At 36.6% G+C, this 15,342-nt stretch carries 18 protein-coding genes; 9 read left to right on the forward strand and 9 right to left on the reverse strand.

Features of this window, described 5'->3' with window-relative positions:
• Window positions 1-474: a CarD family transcriptional regulator gene (locus tag ACMAYL_RS05885; protein WP_103216455.1), complete on the reverse strand. Its 474-nt coding sequence runs from the start codon at window positions 472-474 to the stop codon at window positions 1-3.
• A 163-nt stretch (window positions 475-637) separates the two neighbouring features.
• Here ACMAYL_RS05885 and ACMAYL_RS05890 point away from each other — a divergent pair, with 163 nt between their 5' ends.
• Complete coding sequence (locus tag ACMAYL_RS05890) at window positions 638-2,641, forward strand: urocanate hydratase (protein ID WP_412462929.1); 2,004 nt, start codon at window positions 638-640, stop codon at window positions 2,639-2,641.
• 34 nt (window positions 2,642-2,675) lie between these two features.
• Here ACMAYL_RS05890 and ACMAYL_RS05895 read toward each other — a convergent pair whose 3' ends face one another.
• Window positions 2,676-2,930 carry a hypothetical protein gene (locus ACMAYL_RS05895; RefSeq protein ID WP_103216453.1) on the reverse strand — a complete coding sequence of 85 codons (255 nt, stop codon included), beginning with the start codon at window positions 2,928-2,930 and terminating at the stop codon, window positions 2,676-2,678.
• Window positions 2,931-3,199: 269 nt separating this feature from the next.
• On the opposite strand from ACMAYL_RS05895, the gene ACMAYL_RS05900 reads away from it, so the two are divergent.
• Window positions 3,200-4,156: a DMT family transporter gene (locus tag ACMAYL_RS05900; protein ID WP_412470863.1), complete on the forward strand. Its 957-nt coding sequence runs from the start codon at window positions 3,200-3,202 to the stop codon at window positions 4,154-4,156.
• A gap of 12 nt (window positions 4,157-4,168) precedes the next feature.
• Here the strand turns inward: ACMAYL_RS05900 and ACMAYL_RS05905 are convergent, their stop codons facing one another.
• Complete coding sequence (locus ACMAYL_RS05905) at window positions 4,169-4,423, reverse strand: hypothetical protein (RefSeq protein ID WP_103216451.1); 255 nt, start codon at window positions 4,421-4,423, stop codon at window positions 4,169-4,171.
• Between the two features lie 239 nt (window positions 4,424-4,662).
• Window positions 4,663-5,142, reverse strand: coding sequence for a peptide-methionine (S)-S-oxide reductase MsrA (gene msrA / locus ACMAYL_RS05910; RefSeq protein WP_412462930.1), 480 nt, complete (start codon window positions 5,140-5,142; stop codon window positions 4,663-4,665).
• A gap of 37 nt (window positions 5,143-5,179) precedes the next feature.
• On the opposite strand from msrA, the gene ACMAYL_RS05915 reads away from it, so the two are divergent.
• From ACMAYL_RS05915 to ACMAYL_RS05930, 4 genes are read left to right on the forward strand one after another with little or no spacing between them, the layout of a single operon-like run.
• On the forward strand, window positions 5,180-5,701 hold the full coding sequence (locus tag ACMAYL_RS05915) for a TrmH family RNA methyltransferase (protein WP_412469865.1): 522 nt from the start codon (window positions 5,180-5,182) through the stop codon (window positions 5,699-5,701).
• Between the two features lie 7 nt (window positions 5,702-5,708).
• A complete protein-coding gene (locus ACMAYL_RS05920) occupies window positions 5,709-6,701 on the forward strand; it encodes an ATP-binding cassette domain-containing protein (protein WP_412470864.1) in 993 nt (330 codons plus the stop codon).
• Complete coding sequence (locus ACMAYL_RS05925; RefSeq protein ID WP_103216447.1) at window positions 6,694-7,491, forward strand: ABC transporter permease; 798 nt, start codon at window positions 6,694-6,696, stop codon at window positions 7,489-7,491. Before ACMAYL_RS05920 ends, ACMAYL_RS05925 begins: the two co-directional genes overlap by 8 nt.
• Window positions 7,491-8,291 (forward strand): ABC transporter permease, encoded by an 801-nt coding sequence (locus ACMAYL_RS05930; RefSeq protein WP_103216446.1) that lies wholly within the window; start codon window positions 7,491-7,493, stop codon window positions 8,289-8,291. Before ACMAYL_RS05925 ends, ACMAYL_RS05930 begins: the two co-directional genes overlap by 1 nt.
• Window positions 8,292-8,298: 7 nt before the next feature.
• Here ACMAYL_RS05930 and ACMAYL_RS05935 read toward each other — a convergent pair whose 3' ends face one another.
• From ACMAYL_RS05935 to ACMAYL_RS05945, 3 genes are all read right to left on the reverse strand, one after another.
• A complete protein-coding gene (locus ACMAYL_RS05935) occupies window positions 8,299-9,891 on the reverse strand; it encodes a methyl-accepting chemotaxis protein (protein WP_412470865.1) in 1,593 nt (530 codons plus the stop codon).
• A 159-nt stretch (window positions 9,892-10,050) separates the two neighbouring features.
• Window positions 10,051-10,428, reverse strand: coding sequence for a Kazal-type serine protease inhibitor family protein (locus tag ACMAYL_RS05940; protein WP_103216444.1), 378 nt, complete (start codon window positions 10,426-10,428; stop codon window positions 10,051-10,053).
• Window positions 10,429-10,434: 6 nt separating this feature from the next.
• Window positions 10,435-11,307, reverse strand: coding sequence for an RsmB/NOP family class I SAM-dependent RNA methyltransferase (locus ACMAYL_RS05945; protein WP_158246759.1), 873 nt, complete (start codon window positions 11,305-11,307; stop codon window positions 10,435-10,437).
• A gap of 51 nt (window positions 11,308-11,358) precedes the next feature.
• On the opposite strand from ACMAYL_RS05945, the gene ACMAYL_RS05950 reads away from it, so the two are divergent.
• Window positions 11,359-11,718 (forward strand): hypothetical protein, encoded by a 360-nt coding sequence (locus ACMAYL_RS05950; protein ID WP_392990989.1) that lies wholly within the window; start codon window positions 11,359-11,361, stop codon window positions 11,716-11,718.
• Between the two features lie 44 nt (window positions 11,719-11,762).
• Window positions 11,763-12,761: a 23S rRNA (adenine(2503)-C(2))-methyltransferase RlmN gene (rlmN, locus tag ACMAYL_RS05955; RefSeq protein ID WP_412471060.1), complete on the forward strand. Its 999-nt coding sequence runs from the start codon at window positions 11,763-11,765 to the stop codon at window positions 12,759-12,761.
• On the opposite strand, the gene ACMAYL_RS05960 is transcribed toward rlmN, so the two are convergent.
• Window positions 12,741-13,127 carry a thiol-disulfide oxidoreductase DCC family protein gene (locus tag ACMAYL_RS05960; RefSeq protein ID WP_392990988.1) on the reverse strand — a complete coding sequence of 129 codons (387 nt, stop codon included), beginning with the start codon at window positions 13,125-13,127 and terminating at the stop codon, window positions 12,741-12,743. The genes rlmN and ACMAYL_RS05960 overlap by 21 nt on opposite strands.
• Window positions 13,128-13,240: 113 nt before the next feature.
• On the opposite strand from ACMAYL_RS05960, the gene ACMAYL_RS05965 reads away from it, so the two are divergent.
• On the forward strand, window positions 13,241-14,494 hold the full coding sequence (locus ACMAYL_RS05965) for a hypothetical protein (protein WP_412462934.1): 1,254 nt from the start codon (window positions 13,241-13,243) through the stop codon (window positions 14,492-14,494).
• Between the two features lie 51 nt (window positions 14,495-14,545).
• On the opposite strand, the gene ACMAYL_RS05970 is transcribed toward ACMAYL_RS05965, so the two are convergent.
• The gene (locus ACMAYL_RS05970) at window positions 14,546-15,319 is read right to left on the reverse strand and encodes a dienelactone hydrolase family protein (RefSeq protein WP_103216438.1); all 774 of its coding nucleotides are present in this window, start codon (window positions 15,317-15,319) and stop codon (window positions 14,546-14,548) included.
• Window positions 15,320-15,342 lie beyond the last annotated feature (23 nt).

Raw genomic sequence — 15,342 nt, forward strand, 5'->3', positions numbered from 1 at the left:
TTAAAAACTAAATTTACCATCCAAGCAAGAGTTCACTCGTTCTTTTGCTTGGTTGATATCTTCGTTAAAGACTGCCCCAACTTCCACAGTTAAATTCTCTAAAAGCATTTCTAAATACTTTGATTCGGCCGAGCCTTTGTCCGTTATCTGAAGTAATTGTTGGATATTATCAATGAACGTTTCAATATCTTGCTTTTGAATATTTGATTTAAAGAAATTAATTCGATCCTTTTTAGAATCAAACTGCCTAATCTCTCTGTCTTGCGAAAGCTTATCGAGAGTTTCTTCTAATTCTGTTGGACTACTCAATGGTCTAAACGCATCCTTCTTAACAGTTGGAATCATTGTTGTTGAACGACCTTGAGATGATTCAATAATATAAAATTCTGAACCGCTCATATCCTTGATTTCAGTAATTACGCCAACTCCAAAGTTAATCGATACTACCTCTTGTCCTATTTCTAATTTTGGCATAAATCCCCTTTCGTTAGATATGTATTATAGCACAAGTAAGTTAGAATTTCTTGAAGGCAATCTATTCGTTAATAAGCAGCGTCAATTGACGCTCAATCCTTTTTACTTCATTACATTGGTGGTATAAACCTTCTAAAATACTTTATTTTAAGGGGATTTAAGAATGAGTACTAATAGTTTTAAAGAAGCTATATTAGAGGGTATTCCTAAGACTTTACCAAAATATAAGAAATATGAAGAGGATATTAACCACGCTCCAAAACGTAAACAAATTCTATCTCAAGAAGAAGAAAAGCTAGCGTTAAGAAATGCACTTCGCTATTTTCCAAGTGAGCTTCATGCTGAACTACTTCCAGAATTTAAAGAAGAATTAGAAAAATACGGCCGTATCTATATGTATCGATACCGCCCTGATTATAAAATTCACGCACGCTCAATTGAAGAATATCCACATAAGTCAAAACAAGCAGCGGCCATTATGTTGATGCTTTCAAATAACCTTGATTACGCTGTTGCTCAACACCCGCACGAGTTAATTACTTATGGTGGAAACGGCGGCGTTTTTTCAAACTGGGCACAATATCTATTAACGATGCAATACCTTGCAACAATGACTGATGAACAAACGCTTGTTCTCTACTCTGGGCATCCAGCAGGATTATTTCCATCGCACAAAGATGCACCAAGAGTTGTTGTCACAAACGGGATGATGATTCCTAATTACTCTAAGCCAGATGACTGGGAAAAGTTTAATGCATTAGGAGTAACTCAATACGGACAAATGACTGCTGGGTCATTCATGTATATTGGGCCACAAGGAATTGTTCACGGAACAACAATTACTGTACTCAATGCTCTAAGAAAAATTTCTAAAGAAGCTATTACTGAAACGGCCGGAAAAGTTTTTGTTACAGCAGGACTTGGTGGAATGTCGGGAGCACAACCAAAAGCTGCGGTTATTGCAGGTTGTATTGGTGTCGTTGCTGAAGTAAATCCAAAAGCGGTTAAAACAAGACATGAGCAAGGATGGGTTGATGAAGTTTTCACTGACCTAGACGAAATCATTGCTCGCATTAAGAAAGCTCAAGAAAATAAAGAAGCTGTCTCTCTTGCTTACCAGGGTAATATTATTAACCTATGGGAGAAGATTGCAGAAAGTGATCTGCATATTGACATTGGTTCTGACCAAACTTCTCTTCACAATCCATGGGCCGGTGGTTACTACCCAGCGGATCTTTCATTTGAAGAATCAAATGAGATGATGGCAAGTAACCCTGAACAATTTAAGAAAGAAGTTCAAAAAAGTTTAGTGAGACACGTAAACGCTGTTAACAAACTTGCGGATAAAGGAATGTACTTCTTCGATTATGGAAATGCATTCTTACTAGAAGCATCTCGCGCAGGTGCTGATATTATGAAAGAAGGAAGCACTGAAGACTTCAAGTATCCTTCATATGTTCAAGATATTATGGGGCCAATGTGCTTTGATTACGGCTTTGGACCATTTAGATGGGTTTGTACATCAAGCACACAAGAAGATCTTGATCTAACAGATGAACTGGCAACACAAGTTCTAGAAAAACTAATGCAAGAGTCTCCAAGTGAAATCACGCAACAGATGCAAGACAATATCACGTGGATTAAAGGTGCAAAAGAGAACGACCTAGTTGTTGGCTCAAAAGCACGTATTCTTTATGCTGATAGTGATGGAAGAATTGAAATCGCTCTTGCTTTCAACAAAGCACTTCGCGAAGGAAAACTAAAAGCACCAGTTGTTCTAGGTCGTGACCACCACGATGTTTCAGGAACAGACTCTCCTTTTAGAGAAACTTCTAATATCTACGACGGCTCACGTTTTACAGCAGATATGGCCGTACAAAACTTTGTTGGTGACTCATTTAGAGGAGCTACTTGGATTTCTCTTCACAACGGCGGAGGTGTCGGATGGGGAGAAGTAATCAATGGTGGTTTTGGAATGGTTCTAGATGGTAGTGAAGATTGCGATCGTCGAATCAAGTCGATGCTTTTTTGGGATGTAAACAATGGGATTAATCGTAGAAGTTGGGCCCGTAATGAAGGAGCGACTTTTGCAATTAAGAGAGCTATGGAAAAAGAGCCTCTTTTAAAAGTTACGCTTCCAAATTTAGTTGATGATTCTTTATTATAAGAAAAAGAAAAGCTCCCACTATGGGAGCTTACTCTTATGCCGCAGTTTTGTAGTTTAAACTAAAGGGGTAGTAAATTTCCTGGGCATCTTTATTAATAATATCCTCGACCAAGGATATAAATTCAAATTCGTCTAGGCCATTTAATGAAGCCGCTGTCCAAATTGGCGATAATTTTTCAGAAAAAAGGTCTGCATTGAAATCTCCGTCTGATGTTGTTTCTAAATAAATCCCTTGCACCTCATTTCTTGTTTCATTTAAAAAAGTTTGTTTAAAATTGTCTTTTTGCATTCGAACGTCCCCCGTAAAGGTAAGTAACAAAGAAAAGTAACGTGTACTTTATTACTACTCATCCATTTTGCAGCAATTTTGAATTTCTAAGAATTAATTCATGCAATTCAATAAATTCAATGACTTAAATTAACTCAGATGAATAAAAATACATGATATTATCGTGAATTATTGTCAGCTTTCCTTGGCAATAAATAAAAACTAATGAACTCGTCCATCTGTCGAAACTCTTCATTGTGTTCTTTTTAAAAGCGAACTATATTGAGGCCATGAAAGGTATCATTTTATTAAGTATTGCTTGTGCAATCTGGGGTCTTGGCTTTGCTGGAACTCGATTTACACTAACTGACTATTCTCCTGTTTGGTCAAATTCACTACGCTATATCTTTGCTGGTTCATTTGCCTTTGTGATTTTATTTTTTAGAAATGATTTCAAAAAACTAGCGGGTAATAAAAAAGAAGTTATGGGTGGTCTAATTTGCTCTGCACTTCTTATGATGGCCCTTCAGCTCCAAACTGTTGGTATTGCCATGACAACAATGGCAAAGGCCGGCTTCTTTACTGTTTTCTACGCTATTATTACGCCGATTATCTCCGTTCTCTTTCTTGGTCAAAGAGTTCGTAAAACATTCTGGCTTCTACTATCAACTTCTATGCTTGGAATTATGATGATGAACGGAATGGACTTTAGTAATTTTAATATGGGAGATATTTTTGTTATTGCTTCGGCAGTCTTCTTCTCTCTTCATATTATTGCTACAGATCGCTACGCTAATGATGTTGAAGCTGTTCGCTTCAATTTTCTGCAGTGTATTTTTATGGGACTTATGGGCCTAATATTTGCTCTGATCTATGAAGGGCCGACTAGCTTATCTGTTCTTTATACAAACTCACCATTTAACTTCCCATCACCACTATGGGGATTCTTAATACTTTCGATCTTTTCTTCTTTGATTGCATTCTCGCTGCAAATAACGGCCCAAAGAAGTATCCCTGCTCACATTGTAGGGTTAGTCTTCTTAAGTGAATCAATCTTTGCAGCTTTATTTGGTTATATTTTATTTGGGGAAACGCTAGATCCTACAGCGATTGCTGGATCGGTGGTAATTGTTATATCTGTCGCACTTGTTCCAAAATTTACTAATATTAGAAAAGATGAAAGTGAATCTGAAGAATTATTAGAAAATACCGGGGCATCGTCTGTTGTCAACGATACCCGAGCATAAGTAATAACGACCTTAAGCCGCTAATGGTATATCGTTTGAAAATGGAAAAATAACGTTATCTATTTGAGTTGGGATTACTTCTTCAACGATAGTTGCGAACTCGTCCTCTGTGAGGCCATTGATTTGTGCCTCTGACCAAATGATTTCTAATTTTTCATTAAAGACATTACAATTAAACTCGCCTTTAATTTTCGATTGAGAAACGATTGATTTAATCTCATCTCTTGCATGGGCAATAAACGTCTCTCTAAAGTTTTCAATATTCATTTGTGTTCTCCTCGTCATTTAACCAAGGGGCAACCCTCTCTGGAACCCTTTTGGCTATTTAGCTATTATGCAAAGGTTTCGCTAAACTCTAACGAGAAAAATAATTTGATCTAATTTCAGATAGTTAAAATATGAACAAAGGGGTCAATCGTAGTGATTTTATTGAATTAGGTAATTTAAAAGTGCCATAGTAATATGCCAGCTTCAATAAAAACATAGACTTATAAATTCACGTAAATTTATAGCGAACAACTCGTAAGTCCTTTCTTTTTCAAGTACTTTTGGTGGTACTCTTCGGCAACGACATAATTATTCAACAATTCAAGTTTAGTAACAATTGGATTTTTAAAGCAACCACTTTCTTCAAGCTCTTTAATGGCCTTTGCTCCAGCTTCTTTTTGTGCTTCGTTACTATAAAAAATCACACTACGGTATTGAGATCCAACATCAACGCCTTGGCGATTTAAAGTAGTTGGATTATGGTTATTAAAGAAGATATCTAATAGGTTTTCAAACTTTATTATTGATGGATCATAAGTAATTTTAACTACTTCAGCGTGACCAGTTGTATCAGTACAGACTTCTTCATAAGTCGTTTGGTCGCTTTTTCCACCTGCGTAGCCAACTTCAGTTTCAATGACTCCCGCAAGCTTTCTAAAGGTTTCTTCGACACCCCAAAAACACCCTGCTCCAAAAACTGCGACTTCGATATTGTTCATTGCAAACCTCCGATTTATTTCGTAATTTAACCGACATATGAGCAAGAAAACAAGAAAATTCTTAGAAAAGAAATTTGAAAAAGAACTAGAAATAGCAAAAGAAAAGGCCGTTCACGGACAACATGAGATCATCATTATTTTAGATCATCTAAAGGGTGGCTTTAATATTGGAAAGATACTCAGGTCATGTGAGATCTATAGTGTTCACGAAGTTCACATTGTTGGAACAAAGTTCTTCGATGTAACCATTGCCAAAGGTGCACTCAAAAGAGTAAAGACATTCTTCTATGATAATATTGAAGATTCGATTGAGCGAATTAATGAACTTGGCTACACTCCTCTTACTCTCGATTCAAATGCACAGACATTTTTAAATGAAAGTGAACTTCCTAAGAAGTCTGCCTTTATCTTTGGCCATGAAGAATTTGGTCCACTAAAAGAAATGCCTGGAATTGAAAGACTAAAGATCAAGCAATATGGAATGACAGAATCTTTAAACGTCTCTATTGCTGCAAGTATTGTCATGTACGAATACACTAACCAACACGCTAGCGAGTAAAGTAAAAATGATTGAAACAAATAACCTCACAAAGAAATTTACTAGTTATAAAAAAGAAGAAGGATTTAAAGGAAGTATTAAATCGTTCTTTAATCGTAACCCTATAACAAAATATGCCGTTAATGACTTTAGCTTCAAAGTTGAAAAAGGTGAAATTAAAGGCTTACTTGGTCCTAACGGAGCAGGAAAAACAACACTTATGAAAATGCTTACGGGAATTATTGTTCCCTCAAGCGGAGAAGTTACAATTGCAGGCTACAAACCTTGGCAACGTGACAAAGAGTTCAGAAAGAAGATAGCTCTAGTTATGGGGCAAAAATCTCAACTTTGGTGGGACATTCCGGCCATGGACTCTTTTCAATTACTTCAAAAGTATTATGAAATCCCAGACGACCAATTCAAAAAGAAGCTTGGTTACATGGGTGAACTTTTAGATGTAACAGAATTATTTCATATTCACGTAAGAAAGCTTTCTCTTGGGGAAAGAATGAAGCTTGAGTTAATGGCATCTCTACTCCATGAACCAGAAGTATTATTCTTAGATGAGCCAACGATTGGACTAGATTTAGTAGCACAAGAGAATATGAGAAATTTCTTAAAAGAATATCACGCAAAAAATGAGCTATCGATTATTCTAACATCACACTACATGGCCGATGTTCAGGCGCTTTGCAAAGACCTCGTTCTAATCTCAAAAGGTCAAAAAGCATATGATGGCCCACTTCAGAATCTTGAAAAGATCCTTGGAGATAAGAAATCAGTATACTTCAGCTTTGATAGGGCCATTGATACAAAAGAAGAGTTCTGGTCAAAGCTTGATTGCGACTTCTTAGATAATGCTTCAAGTGTAGAGTTAAGAGTTGATAAGGAAGAGCTTTCAGAGATTTCTTCGGCAATTCTTTCAAAATATCCAGTTGTTGATTTTCATACGGAAAAACTTCCAATTGAGAAAGTAATGAAGAAGATCATGGAGAATCCGGAGATTCTAAGTAATGTCTAATCTTATAAAATGGTGGCAAACCATTAAGATCTCCATTGTAAAGTACACGGCATACCGCCTAAATTTCTTCCTTCAAATAATTGGACCGGCACTGGTGTTTCTCTTTATCAAATACAACTTGTGGACGGCAATTTTTGAAAGTACAGGAAGTGATACAATTAAGGGCTATACGCTTAAGGCGATGCTTACGTACCACGTCTGGGCCTTTGTGGTTTCACAACTTGCCCAAGGTCATACTGCACTTAACTTGGCCCTTGATATTCGAATGGGAAGGATTTCAACATATCTAATCTACCCTTTTAATTTTTGGGAGTTTCATACCGCTTCATTTATTGGCTTTCAAATTATTCAATTATTTGTAACAGGTTTTGCAATATTCTTGTTTTCGATAATTGGTATTTTACCAAGTGTCGACTTACCGACACTACTAAATGGTGTTGGGGTTTGTCTTTTTGTAAGCCTCTTTTGGTTCTCGCTACAATACTTAACGGGTGTTATGGCATTTTGGTTAGAAGAAACATGGATATTGAGAGTTATGCTTCAGATGATCACAGTTTTCTTATCAGGTGCAATTATTCCGCTAGAACTATATCCGGACTTCTTTAGAGAAATCCTTATGTATACACCATTTCCCTATCTAACTTACTATCCAATTAAGGTTTTCATGGGAGAAGCCGTAAGCTATGCAACTTTTTTTAGTGTCCTATCTCCATGGCTAATCCTTGTTAGTGTTATCAGTGCATTAACGTGGCGTCGTGGGATTAAACTTTACACAGCGGCGGGGATGTAATGAGTTTTAGTTCGGAAATTAAACACTATCTTTCAGTATATAAGAAATTTATCTCTACAAGTACTGCCGTGGCCATGAGCTTTCGTACGAGCTTTGTTCTTATGGTTATGATGGATCTTATGTTCTTTGGTTCGGCTTACTTCACTGTTGATTTTATTTTTGATCACGTGGATATGGTCATGGGTTGGAATCGAAACCAATTCATGCTCTTTCTCTCATATGTCTTATTAGTTGATGGCTTCCACATGATTATTTTAAGTCAGAATTTTTGGCGCTTTAGTGATGATTTAAAATCAGGTCAGCTAGACTACACAATCTTAAGGCCACTAAGTTCTATCTTTAGTGTCTTCTTTAGGAATGTAAGGCCTTCCTCAATTCCGACTTTAATTCCTGCAATTGTAGTATTTAGTTATTATGCAAACATAAACAATTTCTCTCTTTTTCAGTGGTTATTAGTTCCTCTGCTGTTAATCCTATCTTTGGCCCTACTGGCAGTTGTCGAGTTTGTCATAAGCTGTGCAATGTTTTGGTTGGTAGAGGGTGTAGGTATTAACTTCTTTAGAATGCAGATGCAGCAACTTTCGCGTTGGCCGGATCTGATATATGGTGCCGCAACGAAGAGAGTCTTTTCAACTCTTGTTCCAATTTTACTTGTAGGCTCGGCCCCTATTCATTTCTTACTAGATATGAGTAAGTGGCACTACCTACTTTTAATGGTAGTTGCCACTGGTGTATTTTGGTTTATCTTGTTAAAGCTTTGGGAACGTGGACTTCAAGTCTACGACTCGGCTTCTTCATAGGCCATATTTAAGCAGCTTGTCTTCTTTCACTTTCTTCACCCAAGAAGACAAGCTCGATCTCTCCAATTGAACGATTCACAAAGCTAACTTCATTTAAAAGCTGATCTGCGATATTTGATGCACCTTTAGCAATTCCAGTATTTGACTTAGAAGAGACATCGATATTTGAAATTGAATTTTGTAACTCAGAAATCCCCTTTGATTGCTCATACGTTGCAGTAGTAATTTCTGTAATTGAGTTAGTAACATTCTCAACACTATCGACAATTTCTTCAAGAATTTGCCCACACTGATTTGCTACTTCAGAGCCAGAAGTCACACTATTTCTAACTTTTTGAACAAGATCAGTAAGCCTCATATTAGACTCTTCAACAATTGAGTTTACTTCATTAACACTTGTGCTAACCATATCTGAGATTTCAATTGAAGCATTTCCACTCATTTGGGCCAATTTACCGACTTCTTCAGCAACTACGGCAAACCCTTTTCCAGCTTCTCCTGCCCTTGCAGCTTCAACAGAAGCATTAAAAGATAAAAGCTTTGTTTGAAAAACGATATCATTAATAATTTGAGTTCTTTCCTCAATGCGATTAATTAACTCAACGATATGAAGCATCTTCTTATTGTTATCCGTAAATTCACCAACCATCACATCAATATCACTATCAATACCATTCATAGAATGAATCATTTTCTTAACAATTTTCTTACCGACTGCAGCCTTGCCTAAACTCTCCTGTGCTAAATTATTTGAAACCTTAGCATTATCAGCAGTCATCCTGACCATAGAACTAATCTCTTCTAGAGAGCTTGAAGATTCTTGTAATGATGAATCTTGTCTTTCACTAGATAGCGATAGTTCATTAGATGTCGATGCAATACTCTTTGCACTTTTTGTCAGTGATCGAGATGTATTAGTTAGAGCAGTGATCGTTGCCTTTATTTTTTGCGATATATTAGATGCATAAGCAACACCGATAGAGAAGCCAAGGATAATTCCAATTAAAGAAACGACGACTAATGTAATTTGTAAGCTACGAGCTGTTGAACTAACCACTGATGCGGAAGTGAGAACTTCTTTAGACAGTCGTTCATTGTATTTATCTAAAACTCTTTGGTAATTTTCAGCAGCTTCTGGACAGTGAATTAAGAAAATTTCTTGAAGTTCAGATCTCGCCTTCTCGTTATTAATCTTTGCAAGTTCAACTGCTCTACCACCAACTTTCTTGAAGTCATTCCACTGCACTTGAAGTTCATTAAATATTTTTTGTTCTTCTGCATTAGAAATAAGACGACTTAGTTTATTAGCAGCTAATTCATAATTATCAATCATCTTTAGAGTGTTAGAAATAGCGCTTTCTCTATTTCTTCGATCCAAGTCCTCAAGCCCAAGAGTTCTAACTTGAATTCGCGTTTTCTGATAACTAACGTCCATTTCACTTAGTAATGAATTTCGAGGAATAATATTCTCGTTAAAGAAGCTTGATTGCTCACTCAATTCACTTACACCGAAGTAAGAAACAGTACTTATAACAATACTGACAACTGATAAAAAGAAACATAGTAGAATTAACTTAACTTTAAAATTCTTATTCTTCATTTATCCTCCATAACCACTTGAAGTATCGTACAGAGGCAAGTTTAATTAAAGTTTAGTATTTAAACTAAACCTATACAGAATAAAAATAAATAGAATTGGATATGTTGAATTCTAACAATTTAAGCAATAAAAAAAAATCAAAAAAAATCAAAAGTAAAATTAGTGGGACTCAATTTTTTCGCACGCGCCTTGATGTTTTATTTGCACTTTTTGGCAATTTGCGTTGCAAGCACTACCGTAAGTCTTTCCATCAACTCCACACACTGGCATCCAAATCATCGGACAGATACATGGTGCTTTCCCCTGTGGATGATGAGGCTTCATCGGAGAAGTAGCGTCGGGCCTTAGTTGTTTTTTATTTGTAGTCTTATTTTCTTTATTATCACATGCACCGTCAGAGATTTCAGTGGCCCCTGATGCTTGTGCCATACAACGATTTGAGTAAGTCTTCCCATTCCCACAAACAGGACTAAATTCTTTTGTACACTTAAATGCGTAACTATTAATTGTTAGAACAATCGCTAAAAAGAATTTCATATCTACCTACTTTTTTCGAAGTTTACACATGTACAAAGGACCTATTTCTCCCTTCGCATCAGGTAGAAATATTGTACCATATTCAGTTTTTTCTCCAAAACCGAAAGTATTTAGTTCTTGAACAAGCTCAACTTGGTCAGCTCTTTTTTTAAGAACCTTAGCTATAACTTCATCATTTTCAAGACTAGATATAGAACATGTTGAATACAGAACTTCTCCACCACTTTTAAGGGTCAAAAGGGCCGAACACAGAAGCGAGTATTGAGTGGCCGCAAGATTCTTAGTTCTCTTCTTAGACCACATATTGAGATATTTTTGATCATTTAAAGTATGACGCTCTCCGGAGCATGGTGCATCGAGAAGAACAAAATCGAATTCATCTTTTAGGTTTAGGCCATACTTATTGCCATCAAAGCCGCGAATATCAATGACATCCCTCATCTCTTCTGGCACATACTCTGAAATAACACGGCGTAGGCGCTCTTTTCGATTTCGAGAAAGCTCATTTAAAACAAGATGTCCCTTTCCTTGCATTTCTTCAAAAAGAACTAAACTCTTACCTCCAGGGGCCGCACACATATCAAGAACTTTGGATCCCGGAGTTGGATTTAGATTACGAGCAACGATAACGCTAGCAGCATCCATGATATAGTGGGATTTAATTTGCTGATTTTCACTCACTTCGCCATTAGCATAAACTCCTGCAATGATTTCATCGGAATCAATAAAATCACCTTCAAACCAAATATTACGACGATAGGCTTTTTCCTCTTTCTTTGTGAAAGAGTCCTTTAATGAAGGCCATCTCTGGCCCCACATTTGTGAGTAAAAATATTCAAAGCCCTCTGGGCCTTTCGTTGGTGCAGCTTGGTTTTTCATGCGCATCATGTTACTAAATAAGGCCTAAACAGCAAAGTAAAGGATCGTGAAATGGAAAAATTTATTGATCAAATTATCAAAAATTTAAGTGCCAATGGCTTCCCTGAAAAGAAAGTCTCACTTCCAACTGAAAAAATGTATGAAGTTGCAGATAATAAAGGTTTAAGCCTTAATAAAGTTCTCGAAGAATTAAGAGAAAAGAAAATGATCGACAGTGAAATCGGTCCAGAAAAGATCGTCTTTTCAATGCAAAAATTTGAAAATCAACAAGATATGTACGCTAAGGCACAAGAGATGATGTCTCAAATGTCACCAGAAGAGCTACAAAAAATGCAAGATATGATTCAAAACATGTCTCCAGAGCAGCGTGAACAAATGATGGAACAAGCAAAGAAAATGGGGATGATCTAATAGAATCATTTTTTTCTACTCCACTTTCAAGTCTAGAAGACTTCATCACAGAGCATGGATTCACAAGAGTTCATGCTCAAACGATCTATACTCAGATCTATAAGCACGGTGCAAAATCCTTTGAAGAAATTTCTGGATTACCACAAAAGCTTTATTCGTTATTAGAAAAAAAGTACTGCTTTGATTTTCTTGAGATCGCCAAAATTCAAGAATCAGTTGATGATAAAACAGTTAAGCTCTTATTCAAGTTAAGCGATGGGCGCACAGTTGAAACAGTCTGTGTCCCTTTTCAAAAGAAGTATACTCTTTGCCTCTCTTCACAAGTTGGTTGTGCAATGAAGTGTTCATTCTGCTTTACTGGAACTCAAGGACTAACACGCTCTTTAGAAAAGAATGAAATTATTCTGCAATACATACAAGCATATGCCTATATCAAAGAGAAATTTGAGGGCCACCAAGCAGCTCCTAATATTGTTTTTATGGGTCAAGGAGAGCCTCTTCATAATATTGATAATGTTGCAGATGCCATTGAGATTCTAAAAACCACAGAGGGCATGGGACTAGGTCCAAGGCAAATTACTCTTTCAACGGCCGGCTATCTTCCAGGAATTAAAAGATTTAGTGAATTAGGAAGCGTTAACTTTGCCCTAAGCTTTCACTCTCCATTTAATGAAGAAAGAAATGAGCTTATTCCATTAAATAAAGCCTACCCTATTGCGGACCTCATCGAAGAGCTTAAGTCTATAAAGCTCATGAAGCGACAATTTCTAACTTTTGAATATTTAATTATTCGCGACTTAAATCATACGAGAAAACACGTTGAAGAAATTGGAAGGCTATTAAAAGATATGCCTGTAATTTTCAATCTAATTCCTTTTAATGAATTTCCAGGTGCACCCTATAAGAGGCCAGAGATGGCAGCAGTCGAAGAGTTTAAAGCTGGGCTTATGGAGTTGGGGTTTCATGCAATGATTCGCACAACTAAGGGCGATGATATTCTAGCAGCTTGTGGCCAATTAACATCACAAGAAACGCTTAGCTAATTCAATATCAGGAATTGGACAAGTATCCATTTCCTCACCAATTCGATATCGATTTTTAGCAACTAGTTCATATAGCCAATTTCTTATCACCTTGGGAACGATCTTAAATATATTGAAATACCCATGGCCAAGCACATCCATCACAGCAATGACCGCATCCGACTTAGTAGAAAGCTTACCATTTTGATAAAAAACTACTGTCGACAGATTCTTAACAAAATCTTGTTGAAGATAATTCAAGGCCTTTGGGTCCTGTAAATTACAGAATTTGACCTTTTTCTTGTGGTCAATTCGATAAATAAACTTGACGAGCCTATTACATATTAAGCACTTACCGTCGATGAAGATGATATTCATACTATCCATTCTACACCATCTGCCAAATTGTAAAAATTATATTTGCTGAGTTAGAACTACATTGTTCATATTAAGTATGTTAGATTTTGCCAACTTTTACCCTATTATCGAGAGAGCAATCTATGAAGAAAATTCTACTTCTTGGTGTTAGTGCCATAACCCTTTTAAATCTTACGTCATGTGGGAATCGTTCAAGTATTTATGACGACAAGGGACCAACTATTAACAGTCAAGGCCTAAAAGGTGATGCTGTTGCTTCAGAAGTTTCAAATGCAAACTTTGTTTGTGACAGATTTTCAAAAAATGGATGTATTGATCAAGTCCTACTTATGGGTAAATTAAATCGTGGAAAACTTCAAACATGTGCAGCTTTCTTTGTTGGTGAAAATTTAATTGCGACAGCAAAGAAATGTCTTCCAAGCAAGCAAAAAGATCAGTCGTACTCTGACTGGCTTGACTCAGCTTGTTCGGCAGTTGCTTTCAAAGACCTTAAAGGTTTCACATATACTTGCTCATCAATTGAAAATCAAAAATATTCTGAAATTGCTCTAATCTCAACAAAGCAAAAGTCAAAAGTTGGATTTCTTGAAACAACTAATGAAGGTATTAACTTTGGTGGAAAGAACCAAATCTTTGAACTTACAAGCTTTAAAAAAGGTTTTGAAATTAACTATGCTTTATCAGAAGGTAAATACACGAGAGCAAAGAAAGAGTGTAATGGACTTACAGATTCACTTCTAACAACAATTAACGGATCAAAAGATTCTAAGAACTTTGTCCTTTCAAATTGTGCAATTGATTGGAACTCAACTGGTTCTCCAGTTCTAGTTGATGGAAAAGTTGCTGGTATGCTTCATGGTAAAATCGAAGGTGATGCAGATTTTGGAACAAAAGTGAGTGATAGAGATGGTGTTGCAGTTGCTGAAAACTTTGCATGTCAAACTAAGTTTAACGCTAATACTCCAGCTGCTTGTGATCTTCATAAGCTTGGAGATAAAATTAACAGCCTAAAAAAGACTCTAAAAAATGCCCTTGTTAATAATGGGACAGCTTTTGATGCAAATACTCAAGATATTACAATCTTTAGAAAAGATTCAAATCTAATGGTTCTAGCAACTGAAAAAGCAACGACTTGTGCAACAGAAGGTGAAAAAGGAAGCTTCCAAGCTTGTAAGGTAAACTTACCACTTAAGAACAAATTCCTTTCAACTCTTGATCTTGCAAATGTCGCACTTGATTGTGACAACGCCGTGACAACAAATTGGAAAACAATCAAAATTGATGAGAAGCTAACAAGACAATTTAGCTTTGAAGACTATACTTTGGATGGATACCACGCTGATAGATTTTGGATAGAAATTCCAGCTTGTGAATAAGTAGTAAAAAGAAAAAAATATAAAGGCCGCTCAATCAGCGGCCTTTTTTATTTAAAGTGTATTTTGTAGAAACTCTCTCATTAATTCCCAAGACTCTTTATCTGCTTTTTCATTATAGGCCAATGGAAGATTAAATTTCTTCCCATTCTCAGTGGCCTTAGGATTCGTGAAGGCATGAGTCGCACCTGGTAGGTTCACAAATCTCATAGGAAGCTGCGATCTTCTTATAACCTTCTTAAAATTAGCGATATCGTCTTTTGACACTAACGGATCATCTGCACCATTTATTACAAGTAGCTTTGCCTTTGAGTTCTTTGTGACTTTTTTAATCCCACCTAACGAGCCGTGAAAAGAGACAACTCCCTTCAAGTCTGCTCCTTGGGTAGCATTGAAAAGAACCACAGCACCACCAAAGCAGTAACCGATCGCTCCAATTCGTTCAGCATCGACACTTGGCTGCTCTTTTAAAAGCTCCATGGCCTTATTAAATTTGGCCTTTAGAAGAGTTGGATCCTTAAAAGCTTCAGTAGCAAATTTCATTGCATCCTTAGGATGATTTGCCTGTTTTCCATCTCCATACATATCCAGTGCAATAGCATTGTAGCCAAGCTCAGCAAGTTGATCTGCTCGCTTACGAGCATATTCATTATGTCCCCACCATTCATGAACAACGACTATTCCAGGTCTCTTATCATTCTCATTTCCAGTCAGGGCCATATAGCCCTTAAAAGTCTTATCCCCTACTGTGTAATCAACATTCTCCGTTGTAACAGATGAACAGCTTACAAAGCCCATCATCATAAAAATTGGCAGTAAAATTCTCATTTTTCCTCCTAAAATATTGACTG

It is taken from the genome of Halobacteriovorax sp. RT-2-4 (assembly GCF_047085445.1).
Taxonomy (GTDB): domain Bacteria; phylum Bdellovibrionota; class Bacteriovoracia; order Bacteriovoracales; family Bacteriovoracaceae; genus Halobacteriovorax_A.